This window comes from Oxobacter pfennigii (genome assembly GCF_001317355.1).
GTDB lineage: Bacteria > Bacillota > Clostridia > Clostridiales > Oxobacteraceae > Oxobacter > Oxobacter pfennigii.
Genome location: NZ_LKET01000039.1, coordinates 346906 through 365887 on the forward strand (window position 1 = coordinate 346906; position 18982 = coordinate 365887).

General features: G+C 40.3%; 21 protein-coding genes and 1 other annotated feature. Of the genes, 19 read left to right on the forward strand and 2 right to left on the reverse strand.

The features are described 5' to 3' along the window. Positions 1-13: 13 nt before the first annotated feature. Positions 14-226: a DUF1450 domain-containing protein gene (locus tag OXPF_RS14910; protein ID WP_054876013.1), complete on the reverse strand. Its 213-nt coding sequence runs from the start codon at positions 224-226 to the stop codon at positions 14-16. 174 nt (positions 227-400) lie between these two features. Here OXPF_RS14910 and OXPF_RS14915 point away from each other — a divergent pair, with 174 nt between their 5' ends. The 12 genes from OXPF_RS14915 (at position 401) to OXPF_RS14965 (ending at position 10774) form a co-directional block, all read left to right on the forward strand. After that, positions 401-1285, forward strand: coding sequence for an SPL family radical SAM protein (locus tag OXPF_RS14915; protein WP_054876014.1), 885 nt, complete (start codon positions 401-403; stop codon positions 1283-1285). A 104-nt stretch (positions 1286-1389) separates the two neighbouring features. Beyond that, on the forward strand, positions 1390-1512 hold the full coding sequence (locus OXPF_RS23715) for a YfjL-like protein (RefSeq protein WP_479724484.1): 123 nt from the start codon (positions 1390-1392) through the stop codon (positions 1510-1512). Positions 1513-1575: 63 nt separating this feature from the next. Beyond that, positions 1576-1773: a hypothetical protein gene (locus tag OXPF_RS22580; protein WP_160317233.1), complete on the forward strand. Its 198-nt coding sequence runs from the start codon at positions 1576-1578 to the stop codon at positions 1771-1773. 130 nt (positions 1774-1903) lie between these two features. After that, positions 1904-2227 carry a PadR family transcriptional regulator gene (locus OXPF_RS14925; RefSeq protein WP_054876016.1) on the forward strand — a complete coding sequence of 108 codons (324 nt, stop codon included), beginning with the start codon at positions 1904-1906 and terminating at the stop codon, positions 2225-2227. 1 nt (position 2228) lies between these two features. Beyond that, positions 2229-2777, forward strand: coding sequence for a DUF2812 domain-containing protein (locus tag OXPF_RS14930; protein WP_054876017.1), 549 nt, complete (start codon positions 2229-2231; stop codon positions 2775-2777). Positions 2778-3118: 341 nt separating this feature from the next. After that, positions 3119-4411: a S1C family serine protease gene (locus OXPF_RS14935; RefSeq protein WP_054876018.1), complete on the forward strand. Its 1293-nt coding sequence runs from the start codon at positions 3119-3121 to the stop codon at positions 4409-4411. A gap of 415 nt (positions 4412-4826) precedes the next feature. Beyond that, positions 4827-6320: a glycerol kinase GlpK gene (gene glpK, locus OXPF_RS14940; protein ID WP_054876019.1), complete on the forward strand. Its 1494-nt coding sequence runs from the start codon at positions 4827-4829 to the stop codon at positions 6318-6320. 78 nt (positions 6321-6398) lie between these two features. After that, positions 6399-7514: an Ldh family oxidoreductase gene (locus tag OXPF_RS14945; protein ID WP_054876020.1), complete on the forward strand. Its 1116-nt coding sequence runs from the start codon at positions 6399-6401 to the stop codon at positions 7512-7514. A 111-nt stretch (positions 7515-7625) separates the two neighbouring features. Further along, positions 7626-7901 carry a DUF3243 domain-containing protein gene (locus OXPF_RS14950; protein ID WP_054876021.1) on the forward strand — a complete coding sequence of 92 codons (276 nt, stop codon included), beginning with the start codon at positions 7626-7628 and terminating at the stop codon, positions 7899-7901. A gap of 153 nt (positions 7902-8054) precedes the next feature. Continuing rightward, the gene (locus OXPF_RS14955; protein ID WP_054876022.1) at positions 8055-8504 is read left to right on the forward strand and encodes a PadR family transcriptional regulator; all 450 of its coding nucleotides are present in this window, start codon (positions 8055-8057) and stop codon (positions 8502-8504) included. 95 nt (positions 8505-8599) lie between these two features. Then, positions 8600-9277: an SGNH/GDSL hydrolase family protein gene (locus OXPF_RS14960; protein WP_054876023.1), complete on the forward strand. Its 678-nt coding sequence runs from the start codon at positions 8600-8602 to the stop codon at positions 9275-9277. 150 nt (positions 9278-9427) lie between these two features. Beyond that, positions 9428-10774 (forward strand): [Fe-Fe] hydrogenase large subunit C-terminal domain-containing protein, encoded by a 1347-nt coding sequence (locus tag OXPF_RS14965; RefSeq protein ID WP_054876024.1) that lies wholly within the window; start codon positions 9428-9430, stop codon positions 10772-10774. A 21-nt stretch (positions 10775-10795) separates the two neighbouring features. Here OXPF_RS14965 and OXPF_RS22585 read toward each other — a convergent pair whose 3' ends face one another. Further along, complete coding sequence (locus tag OXPF_RS22585; RefSeq protein WP_054876025.1) at positions 10796-11263, reverse strand: Hsp20/alpha crystallin family protein; 468 nt, start codon at positions 11261-11263, stop codon at positions 10796-10798. Positions 11264-11666: 403 nt separating this feature from the next. Beyond that, positions 11667-11965 (forward strand) — a binding site (T-box leader). Positions 11966-12491: 526 nt separating this feature from the next. On the opposite strand from OXPF_RS22585, the gene trpE reads away from it, so the two are divergent. From trpE to trpA, 7 genes are read left to right on the forward strand one after another with little or no spacing between them, the layout of a single operon-like run. Continuing rightward, positions 12492-13922, forward strand: coding sequence for an anthranilate synthase component I (gene trpE, locus OXPF_RS14975; RefSeq protein ID WP_054876026.1), 1431 nt, complete (start codon positions 12492-12494; stop codon positions 13920-13922). Then, positions 13923-14510 carry an anthranilate synthase component II gene (locus OXPF_RS14980; RefSeq protein WP_054876027.1) on the forward strand — a complete coding sequence of 196 codons (588 nt, stop codon included), beginning with the start codon at positions 13923-13925 and terminating at the stop codon, positions 14508-14510. Next, a complete protein-coding gene (gene trpD, locus OXPF_RS14985) occupies positions 14491-15510 on the forward strand; it encodes an anthranilate phosphoribosyltransferase (RefSeq protein WP_054876028.1) in 1020 nt (339 codons plus the stop codon). The genes OXPF_RS14980 and trpD overlap by 20 nt, the downstream gene beginning before the upstream one ends. After that, on the forward strand, positions 15507-16295 hold the full coding sequence (gene trpC, locus OXPF_RS14990; RefSeq protein ID WP_054876029.1) for an indole-3-glycerol phosphate synthase TrpC: 789 nt from the start codon (positions 15507-15509) through the stop codon (positions 16293-16295). The genes trpD and trpC overlap by 4 nt, the downstream gene beginning before the upstream one ends. Beyond that, positions 16288-16887 carry a phosphoribosylanthranilate isomerase gene (locus OXPF_RS14995; protein WP_054876030.1) on the forward strand — a complete coding sequence of 200 codons (600 nt, stop codon included), beginning with the start codon at positions 16288-16290 and terminating at the stop codon, positions 16885-16887. Before trpC ends, OXPF_RS14995 begins: the two co-directional genes overlap by 8 nt. Further along, entirely contained in the window at positions 16884-18059 is a 1176-nt protein-coding gene (trpB, locus tag OXPF_RS15000) for a tryptophan synthase subunit beta (protein ID WP_054876031.1), read from the forward strand. Before OXPF_RS14995 ends, trpB begins: the two co-directional genes overlap by 4 nt. Continuing rightward, on the forward strand, positions 18056-18844 hold the full coding sequence (gene trpA / locus OXPF_RS15005; RefSeq protein WP_054876032.1) for a tryptophan synthase subunit alpha: 789 nt from the start codon (positions 18056-18058) through the stop codon (positions 18842-18844). Before trpB ends, trpA begins: the two co-directional genes overlap by 4 nt. Positions 18845-18982: the final 138 nt, after the last annotated feature.

Genomic DNA, 18982 nt, shown 5'->3' on the forward strand with positions numbered 1-18982 from the left:
CTTGAGCTCAACTTTATATAAGCTCCTTTATTTTTTCATACAAATCGTCGGCATCCTCGCCTTGAACCAGATCGTCATCAACAAGTGCAAAGGGTCCCATTGAACATTCTCCGCATTGGCTTAAGCAGGATTCAACTTCAAAGGAAATTCCATCCTCCTTTAATTTTTCGATTACTTCTTCAGCACCTTCTGAGAAATTTTGTTCGCAAAACTTGATTTCAGCCATAATTTTTCCTCCTCAATTGTTATGTGTTATGTAATTCTACAATATTATTCCACAAATTCTTTTTACAATACTCATATATGAAATATGGATAAACACTTTTTATATATTCCATTATGTTTAAGGCAGTGGTAATATAGTGCAAGAATAAAACTTTTAAACATGCGAGGTTAAGCTATGGAGTTGATAGCTGCGAAATCAATCGTATCAAAGGCTAAAAGTCCGGAGCTGTGGTTTGGTGCAGAATATAATATGAACATATACAGAGGCTGCTGCCATGGATGTATTTATTGCGACAGCCGCAGCGACTGTTACCAGGTGGATAATTTTGATGAGGTTAAAGCAAAGGAAAATGCCTTATCTATAATTGAAAAAGATTTAAAAGGAAAAAGGAATAAAGGCGTAGTGGCTACAGGGGCTATGTCTGACCCCTATAATCCATATGAAGCAGAACAAAGATTAACCCGGAGAGCATTGGAGCTTCTCCATAAATACGGTTTTGGCTGCTGCATAGCCACAAAGGGGTCTCTTATAACAAGAGATATTGATATTTTAAAAAGCATAATAAAGCATTCTCCAGTCATCGCAAAAATAACTATAACATCAGCCGATGATAAATTGAGCAAAATGGTTGAACCCAATGCACAGCCTTCTTCGAAAAGGTTTGAGGCAATCGGTGGATTGTCAAGGAACGGCATATTTGCAGGGGTACTCCTTATGCCCATCCTGCCTTTTATAGAAGATAATGAAGAGAATTTAGTGAATATAATCAGGCTTGCCCATGAAAGTGGTGCAAAATTTGTATATCCGACTCTGGCAGTCAGTTTAAGGGACAATCAGAAGGTCTATTTTTATAAGGCCTTAGATGAAAAATTCCCGGGAGTCAAAGAAAAATATATTAAACAATATGGAAACAGTTTTTGGTGCTATTCGTCAAACTATAAGGTACTCATGGAAATTATAAAAGAAAACTGTGATAAGTATGGTCTATTATATAAAATGAAAGATATAATCCATGCTTATAAATCTAAATACCAAAGTGAGCAGCTTACCTTGTATTAGCTGATGTTTGATTATGTGGGGTAATTAAATTGAAAAAAAGTTTTCATATATAAGGTGATTACAGTTGTATTATTAATAGTAATATTGGCGGGTAAATATTTATAATAAATGCATTTACAGGCAATCCGGTATCTTCTTTTCTTGCCGGAAATGAAATGAAAAAATACATTGAAATCCGATATAATGATAAGTTACTTGTTCTTTCAAGGACACAGTATAATTTTTAAGAGCACTTCATATACCCTGAGAGCAAGCTTACCGGACTTACCCGATACCACTTTTCTGGCATAATGGAGCAAGGACGTGATAATTATGAGGATTATGTTTTGAGCGGGTATGGTACCTTGGATAGATTAGGTGAGGAAATGCCCCAGGAGATTGTACCTGTTTTAAATGTTTTGTTCGGAGATGAATTTAAGGGAAGATGCTCTGGGAGTTTTGTTGATGAGCATAAAGAAATGCAAAATATACCGCCACGGATCCGGTAAAATGTCCGGAGCTCTGCTTATACTTTCTTTACATATTTTTCTTTACAACTATATCGGCCGGCGATATAATTTAATTACAGATTATATCGCCGGCCGATATATCGTTTGACGATAATCAAGGAGGGATGAAATGGCAGAGGGAAATGAGAGATGTGCATTAACGGAAGCAGTTTATTATATACTTTTAGCATTGCATACACCCATGCACGGTTATGGCATCATGCAGTTTGTAAAAGAAATGAGCAGCAGCAGGGTGAATTTAGGCCCGGGAACGTTATATGGAGCAATAAACACAATGCTTGTAAAAGGATGGATAAAAGCCCTTGAGGGTGAGAGTGACAGCAGGAAGAAGGAATACGAGATAACCATTGAAGGCAGAAGCATTGTGCAGGATGAGGTAAAAAGGCTGGAAGAGCTCTTATATAACGGAAAAAAAATAGCCGGGAGGGATTAATGTGAAGACTGTAATCTGGAAAGTATTTTTTAATTTTGAAAAGGAAGAAAAATGGCTCAATGATATGGCTGCTAAAGGTCTCAGCTTTATTGATTACACTTTTGGAAGATATTTATTTGAAGAAGGCACTCCGGGGGAATATATCTACAGGCTGGAGCTTTTAAATGAAATGCCCTCCCATGCCGAGAGCAAAGCATATATAAAATTTATGGAAGAGTCAGGAATAGAATGTGTCAGCACCTATTTAAGATGGGCTTTTTTCAGGAAGAAAGCAGCAGATGGCCCCTTTGATTTGTATTCCGATTATGACTCCAGAATAAAGCATTACAAAAGAGTGATAGCGTGGACTGCAGTGGGGTTGGCGCTGAACCTTTTTGCTGCTCTTCTTAACGTTTTTATAGGTTTGAGGTTGGGAAGCAGCGGCCGGTCTTCCTTTAATTTATATTTCTCCACTATAAGCTGGGCGGTAACCATAATATTGATCCCCATGTTGATTTCTTATATCAGAAAAATTTTTATAATGAAAAAAGAAAAAAACATTTATGAGTAGACTTTCAGTCTTGAAGTATATAAAAAATTAAAAAAAGGATTTGCTTTTAAGCTCAATTATGTGAATCTTTTCTATGTATTACTTCAAGGCGGGTGGACATAATGGAAATATAGAGCATATGGGTTTTATTATTCAAAAAAAATTCATATAATCTCCACTAAATCTCCACAAAGGTTTAGTATTATCATAATGTAAACGCTAAAGTTTTAAACTTATTATTTTGCATTAGTACATATGGGTATTAATGTAAAACCTTATTTACATTTTTAACGGTAAAACCAAATTAGGGGCGTTTTTTCAAGAACAAAAAATCCCTTAACATTAACAAGGAGGTATACATTATGGATGATAGGAATTATGGATTTGACGGAAGAAATAACAGCACTAATAACGACAATAATTCAGCAAATAATAAAATGCTAATACCGTCAGGATATTCAAGTTATTATGTTCCTAAAAAGAAATCAAATTTTAAAACATATGTGGCCATTATTCTGGCAACTTCAGTTATTTCAAGCAGCATAGTGGGCACTGCATTATATTCAAGATTTTCCGCCGCATTGAAAGAGCAGGCTGAAAGCTTAACAGCACCGGCATCAAGTTTAAATTACACTGCCTCAACCGGTGAAAACAGCAGCAATGCAAAATTGGTCAATAGCAGCTCTATATTAGGCGGTTTTTCCGTAACCCAAATTGCTAAGAAAGTAGGACCATCGGTAGTGGGAATAAGGATGACGGTGGCCAGTGCTAATATGGGCAGAAACATAGTTGGAGGTTTGCCCCAGTCAAGCGGCGAAGGCTCGGGAGTAATCATAAGCTCCGACGGATATATCATGACAAATTATCACGTTGTGGAATATGCAGACCCACAGAACACTTTAAGTAAAAACACTACATTGGAAGTATTCATGCCTGACGGCAGGCAGGTTAAAGCAGCTTATGTGGGCGGTGACTGGAGAACCGACCTTGCTGTTATTAAAGTGGATTTAAAGGATCTTCCCGTAGCCGAACTTGGGGATTCTTCCGCTCTCGAAGTTGGTGAGCAGGCAGTAGCAATTGGCAATCCATTAGGTATGGAATTTGCCGGTTCTGTCACCGCCGGAGTTATAAGTGCCTTAAACAGAAAGGTTGAAATGGAAGATAAAACCCTGAATCTCATCCAGACGGATGCAGCCATAAATCCCGGAAACAGCGGCGGCGCTCTTGTAAATTCCAAGGGGCAGGTAATAGGTATTAATACAGTTAAAATATCCGTAACCGGCGTTGAAGGACTTGGTTTTGCAATACCAATGAATGATGCCAAACCAATCATTGAACAATTAAAGATGTTCGGTTATGTAAAAGGAAGACCCTTCATAGGTATATCCGGTGAAGAAGTAACAGAAGTTATATCTAAGCAGTATGGCCTGCCGGTTGGCGTCTATGTGCTTGGGGTAACCGCCGGAAGCGGAGCACAGAGTGCCGGAATACAAAAAGGCGATATAATCGTCAGCTTAGGCGGCAAGGAAGTTAAAACCATGAAGGATATTGACAACATCAAAAAGAGCTATAAAGCCGGTGATACCGTTGACGCTGTAATCGTCAGAAACAATGTAAACATGAATATAAAAATAACTTTCACAGAAGAGAAATAGAAATTTTCCTTCACACAAGAGGGGACGCAACTCAGAATGCAGAACGGGGACACAACTTTAGTTGTGTCCCTCTCCTCTTTTCCCCTTTCCTTTTGTAATCAGTTACCACTTAGCACTATCATATTTAATATGATTCTATTCACTGCTACTCGACTTAGAAGCTGTAAACTCGGCTTCGGGCTGCACCATAAATGTTATTGCTCAAACAATGGCGCAGCTATTCTACGCCTCGTTAACAGCTTTTCTACAGCCACTTCGCAATGTTCCTTTCATCATATCAAATATCATTACTTTATGAATTGTTATGCATATTTGGTAACTGATTACAAAGAAGTTTATAATCCTTGTACCACTCTTGTATAATCTTTGGCCGTATTTCATAATAGTATTAGAGTTATAAAAGGGAGTGGAAGCTGTGACTAAATATATTATGTCTTTTGACCAGGGGACGACAAGCTCAAGAACCATAATTTTCAATGAGCAGGGCAAGATAGCAGGGATGGCTCAGAAGGAGTTTGCACAGATTTATCCAAAACCCGGATGGGTGGAGCATGACCCCATGGAAATACTTGAAAGCCAGATGTATTCTGCAAAAGAGGCGTTAAAAAATGCCTCGCTTACAGGTGAGGATATTGCTGCCATCGGAATAACAAACCAAAGAGAGACAGCAGTTCTTTGGGACAAACATACCGGCAGGTCCATTTATAATGCCATAGTGTGGCAGTGCCGGAGGACGGCTTACATTTGTGATGAATTAAAGAAAAATGGCTATGATGAAAAAATCCGTCAAAAGACGGGGCTTTTAATAGATGCATATTTTTCGGGCACAAAAATAAAATGGATACTTGATAATGTAGAGGGTGCAAGAGAAAAGGCAAGAAGAGGTGAGATACTCTTTGGCACCGTTGATTCCTGGCTTCTCTGGAACCTGACGGGAGGAAAAATACACGCAACGGATTACTCCAATGCTTCAAGGACTCTTGTTTATAACATACGGGATTTAAAATGGGATGAAGAAATCTTAGAAATTCTGGATATCCCAAAGGAAATGCTGCCGGAAGTTAAGCCTTCAAGCCATATCTTTGGACACACAGCTAGAGAATTATTCGATGCTGCAATCCCCATTGCCGGAATTGCCGGAGATCAGCAGGCGGCCCTATTTGGACAGGCTTGCTTTAAACCCGGCATGGCAAAAAATACATATGGAACAGGCTGCTTTCTGCTGATGAATACAGGAGAAAAACTTATAGAGTCTAAAAATGGACTGCTTTCGACTATTTCCTGGGGAATAAAGGGCAAGGTAGAATATGCATTGGAAGGCAGCATATTTGTCGGCGGTGCCGTAATACAATGGCTAAGGGATGAACTTAAAATGCTGCAAAGCTCCGGTGAGAGTGAAGAGTATGCAAAAGCTGTGAAGGATTCTAACGGAGTCTATGTTGTGCCTGCCTTTGTAGGCCTGGGAGCCCCTTATTGGGATATGTATGCCCGGGGCGCCATTTTTGGCTTGACCCGAGGTGCAAAAAGGGAGCATATAATAAGGGCATCCTTAGAATGTATAGCATATCAAACCATGGATGTACTAAAAGCCATGGAAGAAGATTCGGGTATTTCATTAAAGGAATTGAAAGTGGACGGCGGAGCCAGTAGCAACAATTTTTTAATGCAGTTTCAGGCAGATATCTTAAACACAGCAGTTGAGAGACCAAATATAATAGAAACCACAGCGCTTGGCGCTGCTTATCTCGCAGGGCTTACAGCAGGATATTTTGAAGACATGGAGAAAATATCAAACAACAGGCTGACAGGCCGGCACTTTACACCGGCCATGGAGGAGGCAGCCCGCCAATCTCTAATCTCAGGCTGGCATAAAGCAGTGGCTAGGTCTCTATCATGGGATAATATCTAAGTTTATACGATATTGATAGCGAGGAAGCGGCAAGGGAGGTATTTACTATCAATATTGAAATGTAAGGAGGAAGATAGTATGGCAGAAGAAAAAGTTTACTGGGTGGACTTTGACATCATGGAGAAGTTTATGACTGACGTATTCAAGGGAGTGGGAGTACCGTCGGAGGATGCAAAAATCTGCGCCGACATACTCATAACTTCCGATAAAAGGGGTATAGATTCTCATGGCGTCGGAAGATTAAAGCCCATATATTATGACAGAATAAGACTGGGAGTACAAAATCCCGTTACCAATTTTGAAGTGGTGAGAGAAGGGTTGACTACGGCAGTTGTAGACGGACATCACGGAATGGGACATGTAATAGGCAAAAAAGCAATGGCAATGGCTATTGAAAAGGCAAAAAAATACGGAATGGGGATGGTGGTTGTCAGAAATTCCACTCATTACGGTATCGCCGGCTACTATGGGATAATGGCTGCCAATGAAGATATGATAGGCATAACCGGAACTAATGCCAGGCCGTCAATTGCTCCTACCTTTGGAGTGGAAAACATGCTGGGCACAAACCCCTTAACCTTTGGTATGCCTACAGACGAGGAATTCCCTTTTGTGCTTGATTGCGCAACTTCAATTACTCAGAGAGGGAAGATTGAAGTTTACGACAGGGAAGGCAAGGAAATTCCTGCCGGATGGGTAATAGATGCCGGCGGCAATACCAGAACAGATACCCATGAGATATTAAAGGATTTGGTTAAAGGCACGGCAGCGCTTACTCCTTTAGGCGGAATCGGGGAAAAAACAGCAGGATATAAAGGATATGGATATGCAACAGTTGTTGAAATTTTATCCTCCGCACTTCAGGCCGGGTCGTTTTTAAAAGGGCTTACCGGCTTTGATGATAAGGGTAAGCCTACTACATACAACCTGGGGCACTTTTTTATTGCAATTGATATAAACGCCTTTATCCAACCCGAAAATTTCAAGAAGGCAGCAGGAAATATTTTAAGAGAATTAAGAGCTTCTAAAAAAGCTCCGGGTAATGAACGGATATATACAGCCGGTGAAAAGGAATATTTATCCTGGTTAGATAGAAAAGACAGGGGAGTTCCCATAAATGAAGCGCTTCAAAAGGATATCGCTGATTTAAAAAGGGAACTTAACCTTACATGGTATAAATTTCCCTTTGAATAATAGGCAATAAAATAATGTATCTTTTTAAGAAGGAGTACAAATAATATTATCATGGAATTTGTTCAAGACTATAAAGAAAAAATATTACAGTGAATATTGAGAGGTGATATTATGGATTTTGACAATTTTAAAACCCTCGGAGAATGGGATAAGTGGAAAGGAGCCCTGGCAAAAGCAGTAGACCTTGGCGAAGCAATAGGATTTAACGAAAACACAGTTGATAAAATGGCTTATAGAATAGGGAATTTTTTATCTTCCACAGTAGACCCTGAAAACAGGGAGGAAAGGGTTCTGCAGGAACTCTGGAAAGTAGCTGATGAAAGTGACAAAAAAGTTCTGGCAAAGCTCATTGTCAGGATGGTGGAAAAAGACAGCCGGTTACATTAACTACTGGCAATGCTTTATATAAGGCCTGATTAAGCATAGAAGCAATGGCTGTTATAGTAAGCGTTAAAATTATATAAAAAAGCTATGGAAATTTCTGATTAATAATATTTGAAATTAGATATCACTGGTGATAATATCATAAGGGGTGATATCATGAATGATAAGGACAAAGTACCTATAAATTGGGTGGAAGAACAAAAGAAGCTAGAAGAAGAATATAAAAGAAAGCTGGCTGAACTTAAAAAACTTCGCCAAGATAATGAAATGATAGGTAAAATACTGACAAGGGGTATACTTCCTACCCTTGTTTTAAACATTGTATTTCAGCAGCCTTCAAATGGCAATGAAATATCAACAAGGATAGGGGATATTACCGATGGCTCATGGCAGCCGAGCACAGGAGGCATTTATCCTATACTCAAGCGATATGAGAACCAGGGACTGATTACAGGAAAGTGGGATGATCCTGATAAAAGAGTTAAAAAAATCTACACCATAACGGATAAAGGCTTAAAAGAACTCACTTATCAAAAACAGGCACTTATTAACAGTCTGAATAAAACTGTGGATGTGTTTAATAATATAATAAAGAATTTAAAATAGGAGCATATAATTTATGCTCTTTAATATTGTTTTATATTATCAATAGTGATAATATAAAAATAAACGTTATCGCTGGTGATAAGGTGGTGGTTATTTTGTTCAATAAGATAGTATGTATAGGTGATAGTATTACCAAAGGTAAGGTATGGAAAGAAAATGAGCGAAAGCCTTATATTACTGAAATGTCTTATCCGAGTATACTGCAAAAATTATTATGTGTTGATGTGAAAAACTATGGCATATGTGATATTACAAGCCGGCAAATCCTTGAAAATATACCGGGTATTAGGGACTTTAACAGGGAAAGTGCTGTAATACTTGAAATTGGCGGAAACGATTGCAACCTGAACTGGAAAAATATTAAGAGAAATCCTCATGGAAGTCATGAGGCGGCAATACCTTTGGAGGGATTTAAAAATAATCTTCAAAAAATTGTTGATACTGTGAAAAACTTTGAGTGTGCCCCGCTTATTTGCACACTTCCGCCCCTTGACCCCGACAGGTATTATAATCTGCTAAAAAGAGTTTTTGGAGAGAGTATAAAGCTATGGATAGATAAAAACGGAGGAATATTTAACTGGCAGGAGAGATACAGCAATGCAGTTAAAGAAATTGCCAAAAAGACCGGTGCATATCTTATAGACATAAGGGAAGCATTCCTAAATACAGTGGACTACAGAAAATACATAAGTATTGACGGAATACACCCTAATGAAGACGGTTACCATTTAATAGCACGGACATGCCTTGATGCATTGAAGTCTATATTTTAATTTAACCCTTTATACTTATTTGTAAAACAGCATAATCGGATACTTTACAAATAAGTACAACCGGTTAAATTATTGCTGTGCTTATACCCGAATGCTTACCCGAAATAATGACAAAATAATATGTAAGAAGCATATATTGGGGGCATGCAGATGAAAAATGAGAGCTATTTTAGAATATTCAGAGAAGCTGTCAGGCTTCAAAAAGAAGGAAGGCTCATTGATGGAATAGAAAACATATCTATTGAAGATATGGATGAAGGCTTGCTGAGAGGATATATAGCTTCAGCCCTTGGACAGGAGCCGGAGGAAGGTATAAGCTTAACAGAACTTGCAAAAAAAGCCTTAAGAGAATATGAGATGAATAAGCCTATTTTGACTGTGACGGGTGAGTGCGAGGACGACTGCAGGGAAGCTGGAGTGCATAAATGTGTAAAGTCCTGCCCTTTTGAATCTATATTTTATGATAGAAAGGCATCAAGGATAAAGATATCCAAGGAAGATTGCACAGGGTGTTCCGAGTGTATCGATGCCTGTCATAAGAAAAAAATAATTGATAAGATACAGTACTTCCCTATAGCAAATATTATAAGGGATCATAAGGCTCCTGTATATGCAGCCATAGCTCCTGCATTTGCAGGCCAGTTCGGCGAGGGGATAACTGCCGGCAAATTAAGAACTGCCTTTAAAATGCTGGGGTTTGATGATATGGTGGAAGTAGCAATATTTGCAGATATATTGAGCATAAGAGAAGCAGTGGAATTTGACAGGCTGGTGAAGGAAGTCGGTGATTTTATGATAACCAGCTGCTGCTGCCCTATATGGATGGCTATGTTAAAAAAGCATTACAGAGCTCTGGTTGAACATGTAACTCCTTCGGTATCTCCCATGATAGCTGCAGGCCGAGTATTGAAAAAGCTTGTGTCTGAAGCAAAGGTAGTGTTTATCGGGCCCTGTGTTGCTAAGAAAGCCGAAGCAAAGGAGCCGGACGTTGCAGGAGCAATAGATTATGTCATGACCTTTGATGAATTAAATGAGGTTTTTAAAGTATCTGAAATAAATATATCCGAATTGAAGGAAGACATAAGTGACTGTTCTTCAAAGGGAGGCAGAATATATGCGCGTACGGGCGGAGTAAGCCAGTGTATTGAGGAAACCTTGGAAAAAATATCTCCAAAGCGCATGATCAAACTAAAAGCTGTCCAGGGCAATGGTGTAAAAGAATGCAAGGAACTTTTGGATAAAGCTATAAAAGGTGAAATTGATGCTAACTTTTTAGAGGGAATGGGATGTATAGGCGGATGCGTAGGCGGACCAAAGGTAGTAATAGATAAGGAAACTGGCAGAGTTAAAGTCAATGAATACGGGGAACAAGCCGAATATAAGACCCCTGTTGACAGCCTCTGTGTATTAAAGGTCCTTGGAGGTATAGGCTTTGAAATAATTGATGAACTTAAAGAAGAAAATGAAAAAACCCGCATATTCCGCAGAAAGCTCTAGTTGATCAAATAATATGAAGGGTCAGGGTTTATGCCGGCTTATTCCATTTCCATCAGTACCGGTATCTATCTTGGTAACCTTAGGCAATTTTAAAACAAGCAGCCCATTATTATAAGATGAAATAATTTTATCTACAGATATTTTATCAATCATAAAGGATCTGTTATATATATTTGACATGTAGCTTAAGCTCTGGGCATAATTATTTGAAAATATGTTCTGAGTTTTTTTATATGCGGACACGGTAAGTATATTTCCTTTATATTCTATACGTACATCATCTCTTTCAAAGCCCGAAAGCTTCACGAAAACTGTATAATCACAGTCCTGTTCCACCATCCAGGCATCAAAATAAAGCCTTGGGGAAGCAGGATATGAAATATTAGAAATAGCATTTAAAAGGAGGCCGAACCCATCTAATATATCGCCTGGCGAAGTTTTATTATGCTTGCTTGCAGCTGTATGCTTATGCCGGTTATGTCTGGACATTTGAATCACCTCTGGTACCATCATATTACCAATATATGCAAAATAAATCATTTTGATAAAATTACAGAAGACTCTAAAAAATATAAGGTTGAATGAAAAGTAAGTGTAAAATGGAGAAATAACAAATACATTGGTAAATGCAGTGATACTGCAGGATTTAAGGCATTTTTCTTGTGCGTTAGGTGGGAAATTGATATAGTTGCGGTATAAAAGATAGGTTGAAAGCGAAAGAAAGGCACACCCAAAAGGCCTATTGTGGAATCTGTGTGAGACTAACTGCAACTTCGACCCCGATAATTGCATTTAACTTTTCATTTGAGGTTAAAAAATATAATTTACAGAGTTTTGGTAAAGGTATTGACAAATAGTTTATAATGCTAATATAATATATAACAATAATAAACTAACATCAGTGATCAGGAAGAGTAGATACATTAACTGAGTCCCAGCGATTCCGGGGCAGTGAAAGCCGGATACTTAAGCGTGTATTGAATGGACCTGTAAGATGGCGTGCGAAAGTTATGGTAGCATAGCCCGGGAGTCAGCCGTTACAATGAACAGGGTATCGAGGAATCCGTACCTTAGAAGAGCGTTTTATATTTTGGTGGCATAGCGAAATTCAGCATTTCGTCCTTAATGGATGAAATGCTTTTTTAATATAAAACAAAAATGGGTGGCACCACGAGTCACTTCGTCCCATATTCAGACGAAGTGGCTCTTTTTATTTGGTCCAGATTTTTGAACTCAGGAACACTAGTGTAACTGTAATATGTGCTTGGCTGCAAGGCAGAAGAATATTCAGAGGGTAGTACTAATGTACCGATGGTCATTTGACTGCAAAGAAGCGACAAGCGAGCTTTTAAGGAAAGGAGCTGTTGCATTTGAAACAACGTAAATGAGCATTGTGAGAGTTCTCTCTAAAGTTCTTGGTGACTCTGCCAAAGATATTACTTAGAATTTTAGATTGTTTGAGCGAATGAAGTTTAAAAATTCTTGTATTTTCAAGGCAGGAAACCTTAGAACTTGCGGAAGTCGAACACAGCGAATTGAGTGTTCAAAATGCAACAGCCCCAATTTATGGCGGGGGCGGCCGTTAAAATCAGGAAGATTTTCGACCGGAAAGCTTTTTGCAATCAGATGACAGAGAAAAGGTACTAAGCCCCGGAGCAGTTCGTTTGCCTGCAGCAAACACAAAATAAATATTGAAATTTTATGGAGGTGAGTGTTTATGGTAAATATCAATGAGACGGAATTTAAAGAGCTAAAGGGGCAGAAAGCTGCCTTTCCGGTGGTACTGGAGGTCAACTGTGATGAACTGACGCCGATAAGCATTTTTTACTGCCTGGAAGGGGAAAACAAATTTCTGCTTGAAAGTGCACAAAGAGGAGTGGAATGGGGAAGGTATTCCTTTATGGGGGCAAACCCTTACATGCATGTAAAAAGCTATGGACAGGATATAAGCATTGAAAAAGAAGGCAAGGTGGAAAATACCCAGGGTATGATACTGGAATATATGGAGGACATAATGAAGAGCCCCTACAGGCAAAATGGAAGGGAGCTGCCCTTTACCGGAGGTGCAGTAGGATATGCCGGCTATGACATTGTGAGGCAGTATGAGAGTTTGCCGGATAAAAATGAGGATGAGATAAATATCCCCGAGGCATATTTCATGTTTTATAAAATCATCTATTGCTACGATCATTTAAGGCACACATTGTCTGCCATATATAATGTTTTCCCCCTTGATGAGGCTTCCTATGATGAAGTAACAAAACAGCTTGAAATGGCAATAGAAAAGGTCAATATACAGGGTGAGGTCCATCATATGGCAGCAGAGAGCGAGAAAAAGGAGGTAAAATCCAATTTCACCGAAGAAGAATTCTGCTCTATCGTAAAAAAAGCAAAGGAGCACATCGTGAAGGGAGATATATTCCAGGCGGTATTATCCCAAAGGCTGACGGCAAAAAGCCATTCCCATCCCTTTGATGTATATAGAAGGTTAAGGTCAAAAAATCCTTCTCCCTATCTTTTTTATATAGACTTTACAGAATTCCAGGTGGTGGGTTCTTCACCTGAGAGTCTTGTCAGCGTAAAGGGAGACACCGTTACCACAAACCCAATAGCAGGAACCCGGCCAAGAGGCAAAACGGCTCAGGAGGATATGAAATTAAAAGAGGAACTCCTAAGGGACGAAAAGGAGAGAGCAGAGCACCTGATGCTTGTGGATTTAGGCAGGAACGACATTGGAAAGGTCAGCACTTTAGGTTCAGTCAGGCTTGATAAGTTCATGGATGTTGATTTATATTCCCACGTCATGCATATAGTCACCAAGGTTTCAGGAGAGCTTCATGATAACATGTCCTGCTTTGATGCCCTGAAGGCCTGCCTTCCTGCCGGTACGGTATCGGGGGCACCGAAGGTGAGAGCAATGGAGATTATAGATGACCTTGAAAACATAAGGCGGGGGCTTTACGCAGGAGCGGTAGGCTACTTCTCTTATGACGGGAATATGGATATGTGCATAGCCATCCGTACCATAATTTTCAAAGAAGATACGGCCTATCTTCAGGCAGGAGCCGGAATAGTATATGATTCGGACCCGTCATATGAATATGTTGAGACTTTAAATAAAGTGATGATTTTAAAGGAGGCGCTGTAAATGCTCGTTATGATAGATAATTATGATTCCTTTACCTATAACCTCTATCAGTATATTGGAGAGATATACAGCAATATAAAAGTCATAAGAAATGATAAAACAACCGTTGATGAAATATGGGATTTAAAGCCAAAGGGAATTGTTCTGTCTCCCGGGCCCGGAAGGCCGGAAGATGCAGGCATATGCGCAGGTGTAATAAAAGAACTTGGAAAGGAAATTCCCATACTGGGAATTTGCTTGGGACATCAGGCCATAGGCCATGCATACGGCGGCAAGGTAGTGGGTGCAGAGGTTATAATGCACGGAAAGACTTCGATTATAAGTCACGATAGTGATGGACTGTTCAAAGGAATTTCGCAGCCGCTAAATGTCATGAGATACCACTCACTGGTTGTTGATAAAGAGGATTTCCCCGATGAGCTCAACGTAACAGCTCAAACGAAGGACGGAGTCATAATGGGAGTGAGGCATAAGAAATACCATGTGTACGGACTGCAGTTCCATCCCGAGTCCATAATGACGGAGCAGGGAAAGGATATATTGAAGAATTTTGTGGAGGTGATAAACAATGCTTCAGCAAGCAATTAAAAAAATCGTTATGAATGAAAATCTTACGGAAGTTGAAGCACAGGCTGCCATGGAACAAATAATGGGAGGCAATACCACAACATCTCAGATGGGAGGCTTTTTAATAGGCCTCCGGATGAAAGGGGAAACCATCGAAGAAATAACCGGCTTTGCCAAAGCAATGCGTTGCTGTGCAAAGCGTGTGAATTTAAAATCAAATTATGCCATAGATACCTGTGGCACAGGAGGAGATAATAGCGGCACCTTCAACATTTCAACGGCCGTAGCCATAATTGCGGCTGCTGCGGGAATTAAGGTGGCAAAGCACGGAAACAGGGCGGCTTCCAGCCTTTGCGGCAGCGCCGATGTTTTGTCAGAACTGGGCTTTAATATAGAATTGGAGCCGGAAGAAGCCGGAAGAAGCGTGGATGAATCAGGTATGGGTTTTTTATTCGCCCCCAGATTCCATACAGCCATGAAAAACGTGGCTCCCGTCAGAAAAGAGCTGGGCACAAGGACCATATTCAATGTATTAGGTCCCCTTACAAACCCCGCCTATGTCAAAGGCCAGGTAATGGGCGTATATGATAAGAGCCTTACAAGAAAGATGGCAGAGGTGCTGATGCGTTTAGGAGTGGAGCGGGCTATGGTTGTCCATGGAGATGACGGGTTGGACGAGATAACATCAACAGCATCAACTACTGTAAGCGAAGTGAGGAACGGAGAGGTAATTGATTACAAATTGGATCCGGCGGAATTCGGAATAAAAAGGGCATCGGGTAAAGACATAAAAGGGGGTACTGCTAAGGATAATGCCCGTATAATATTTGATGTTCTGGAAGGTAAAGTTGGGCCTAAAAGGGATATTACGGTATTAAACAGTGCTGCCGCCCTATATGTAGGAGGTGCGGTATCAGGCATGAACGAAGGACAGAAGATGGCTGAAAACATCATCGATTCGGGGGCTGCCCTGTCAAAGCTCGAAGAATTGCTGGAATACAACAGGAGGGTGAGCCTGTGATTTTAGACGATATAGTGGCTAAAAAAAGAGTGAGAGTGGAGGAGAGAAAAAGGGAAATCACATTAAACAAGCTCATAAAGCAATGTGAGAGGGCTAATGGGAACTATTTTAAAAGCGCATTACAAAAGCAAGGCATATCAATAATTGCCGAAATAAAAAAAGCTTCCCCTTCAAAAGGGGTAATCTTAAAAGACTTTGATCCCTTAAAAATTGCGGGAATTTACGGGGAGATAAATATAGATGCCATATCGGTACTAACAGAAGAGGATTTTTTTCAAGGCAGGGATGAGTATTTGACCCTGGCAAAGGATAAGTCAAAAAAGCCGGTACTAAGAAAGGATTTTATAATTGATGAATATCAGATTTTTGAATCCCGTACCTTAGGTGCGGATGCCATTTTATTAATTGTATCAATCCTTCAAAAGAAAACAAAAAATTTCTATAAGGCGGCATCTGCTCTAGGTCTTGATTGCCTGGTGGAGGTTCACGACCAAGATGAGCTCGATATAGCGCTGAAGGCCGGATGCGAAATTATCGGCATTAACAACAGGGATTTAAAAATCTTCAGCGTTGATTTAAAGACAACGGAAAAGCTTTTAAAGTACATTCCAAAGGGCAAGGTCATAGTATCCGAAAGCGGAATAAACAAGCCTTCGGAAATTCAACACTTACGAAGTTTGGGAGTGGATGCTGTTCTTATAGGTGAGACCTTTATGAGAAGTATCGATGATTTGAATTCCATGAAAATATTTATAAACCAGGCAAAGGATGACTCTGATGGTTAAGGTTAAGATATGCGGCTTGAAAAGAAGTGAGGATATAAAATATGTAAATGCTTTAAAACCTGATTATGCAGGCTTTGTATTTGCAAAAAGCAAAAGGCAGGTAACGTTAAGTGAGGCAGGAGAATTAATAGCTAATCTTAATAAGGGAATTAAAAAAGTCGGGGTCTTTGTAGATGAGGATATAGAAAAGGTTAAGGATGCATCTTTTGCCTTAAAGCTTGATATCATACAGCTTCATGGAAATGAGCCCAATGAGTACATCAAAAAACTCAACGGATATGAGGTATGGAAGGCAGTCAGCATAAAATCACATGAAGGCATTAAAAGGCTTAAGCAATACAATGCTGATGCCATCTTGCTGGACCAAGGAGGGGGCGGTACAGGAATTAGCTTTGATTGGGATATTATTAAAGGTATTTCAGTAAATACTCCCATAATACTTGCCGGAGGCTTAAATTCTCAGAATGTTGAGGATGCCATAAAGACTGTAAAACCCTATGCTGTCGATGTTTCAAGCGGAGTAGAAACAGATGGCTTCAAGGACTGTTCAAAGATATATGATTTTATTAAGAAAGCGAGGAGTTTATATTGAGCGGAAGATTCGGTAAATTCGGCGGTCAATACGTGCCTGAAACAGTAATGAATGCATTGATTGAATTGGAAGAAGAGTTTAATAAAGCGGTAAATGATCCAAATTTCATGGAGGAATACAGGTATTATTTAAGAGAATACTGCGGCAGGCCCACATCATTGTATTATGCCGAAAACCTCACAAAAAAGCTTAATGGAGCAAAAATTTATTTAAAGAGGGAGGATTTAAACCATACGGGAGCTCACAAAATCAACAACGTAATGGGGCAGATTCTTTTAGCCAAAAGGATGGGCAAAAAAAGAGTAGTTGCAGAAACGGGAGCCGGTCAGCACGGCGTGGCAACGGCTACGGGGGCGGCTATGTTCGGCATGGAATGTGAGGTTTTTATGGGCGAAGAGGATATAAGAAGGCAGTCACTAAATGTTTTTAAGATGAAAATTTTAGGTGCAAAGGTTACAGCTGTAACATCGGGCACAGCTACATTAAAGGATGCCGTAAACGAAGCGTTGCGCCACTGGGTGGCCAATATAGGGGATACATTCTATGTAATGGGCTCCGTTGTTGGCCCCCATCCTTATCCTATAATGGTAAGGGATTTTCAAAGGGTCATAGGCGATGAAGCAAAGGAGCAGGTATTAAAAAAGGAAGGAAGACTTCCTGATTGTGTAATTGCCTGCGTAGGAGGCGGAAGCAATTCCATGGGAATATTCTATCCCTTTATAAATGATGAAACAGTTGAGCTCATAGGAGTTGAGGCGGCGGGCTTGGGGGTTGACACAGACATGCATGCGGCTTCCATGGCAAAGGGATCTGTCGGCGTGATCCACGGCATGATGACCTATGTGCTGCAGGATGATGAAGGCCAGGTAATGCCGGTGTATTCCATATCCGCAGGTTTAGATTATCCGGGTGTAGGTCCGGAGCACTCATACTTAAAGGATACCGGCAGGGCGAAATATGTTCCGGCGACAGATGCTGAAGCGCTTGATGCCTTTAAAGAGCTGTGCGGAACCGAAGGGATAATACCCGCCCTCGAGAGCTCCCATGCCATTGCTTATGCCATAAAGCTGGCACCGGGGCTTGACAAGGATAAAATCATAATCGTTAATCTTTCAGGCAGGGGAGATAAGGATATTAACACAATTGCGGATATTATGGGGGTGGGAATATGAACAGAATAGACCTTGCATTTAAAAAACTTGAAGCTCAAGGCAAAAAAGCACTTATACCTTATATTACAGCCGGTGACCGAGGCATTGAAACCACCGTGAAACTGGTGTATGAAATGGAAGAGGCCGGCGCGGATATAGTTGAGCTTGGAATACCCTATTCCGACCCCTTGGCCGACGGGCCTGTAATACAGGCATCATCAGCAAGGGCTTTAAGCAAAGGCATAAAAATACCCCATATAAATGACGCAGTTAAGACCATAAGGCAAAAAAGCGGCATTCCGATTGTTTATTTGGTCTATTACAATTCTGTATTTAAATACGGAACTCAAAAATTTATACAGGATGCAGCTGATGCCGGTATAGACGGCCTTATAATTCCCGACTTGCCTCTTGAGGAAAGAGGCGAAACTGCTGAAGTTTTAGACAGCTTTGGCATTCATTTAATTCCCCTTGTGGCGCCCACTTCTAAAGAGCGCATTAAAAAAATTACAGAAAATGCCAGGGGCTTTGTATACTGCGTATCTGTGGCAGGCGTCACCGGAGTGCGGCAGGACATTGAAACCGATATTAAAGAATACATGGAGGAAATATCAAAGCACACCTCCCTTCCCAAAGCCTTGGGCTTTGGTATATCGGGACCTTCCATGGCACAAAAGTTCAAATCCTACTGCGATGGCATAATTGTCGGCAGCGCCTATGTAAGCCGTGTCGGCCAGGCTCTGTCACCGGGAGACGCCGTAGCTTCAGTAAAGGAATTCACCGAGGAGCTCAGGAAGGTACTCTAGCTTTTAAAACCCTTGGATTTGGTGTAAACTATGGATAGTACCAAAAGTAAAAGGAGGCATTTCATAACGATATTGTTGGCCTGTTGGTAAGTCGGGAGGACATTGCGTAAAGACCGTGTAATTATCAGTTACAAAATA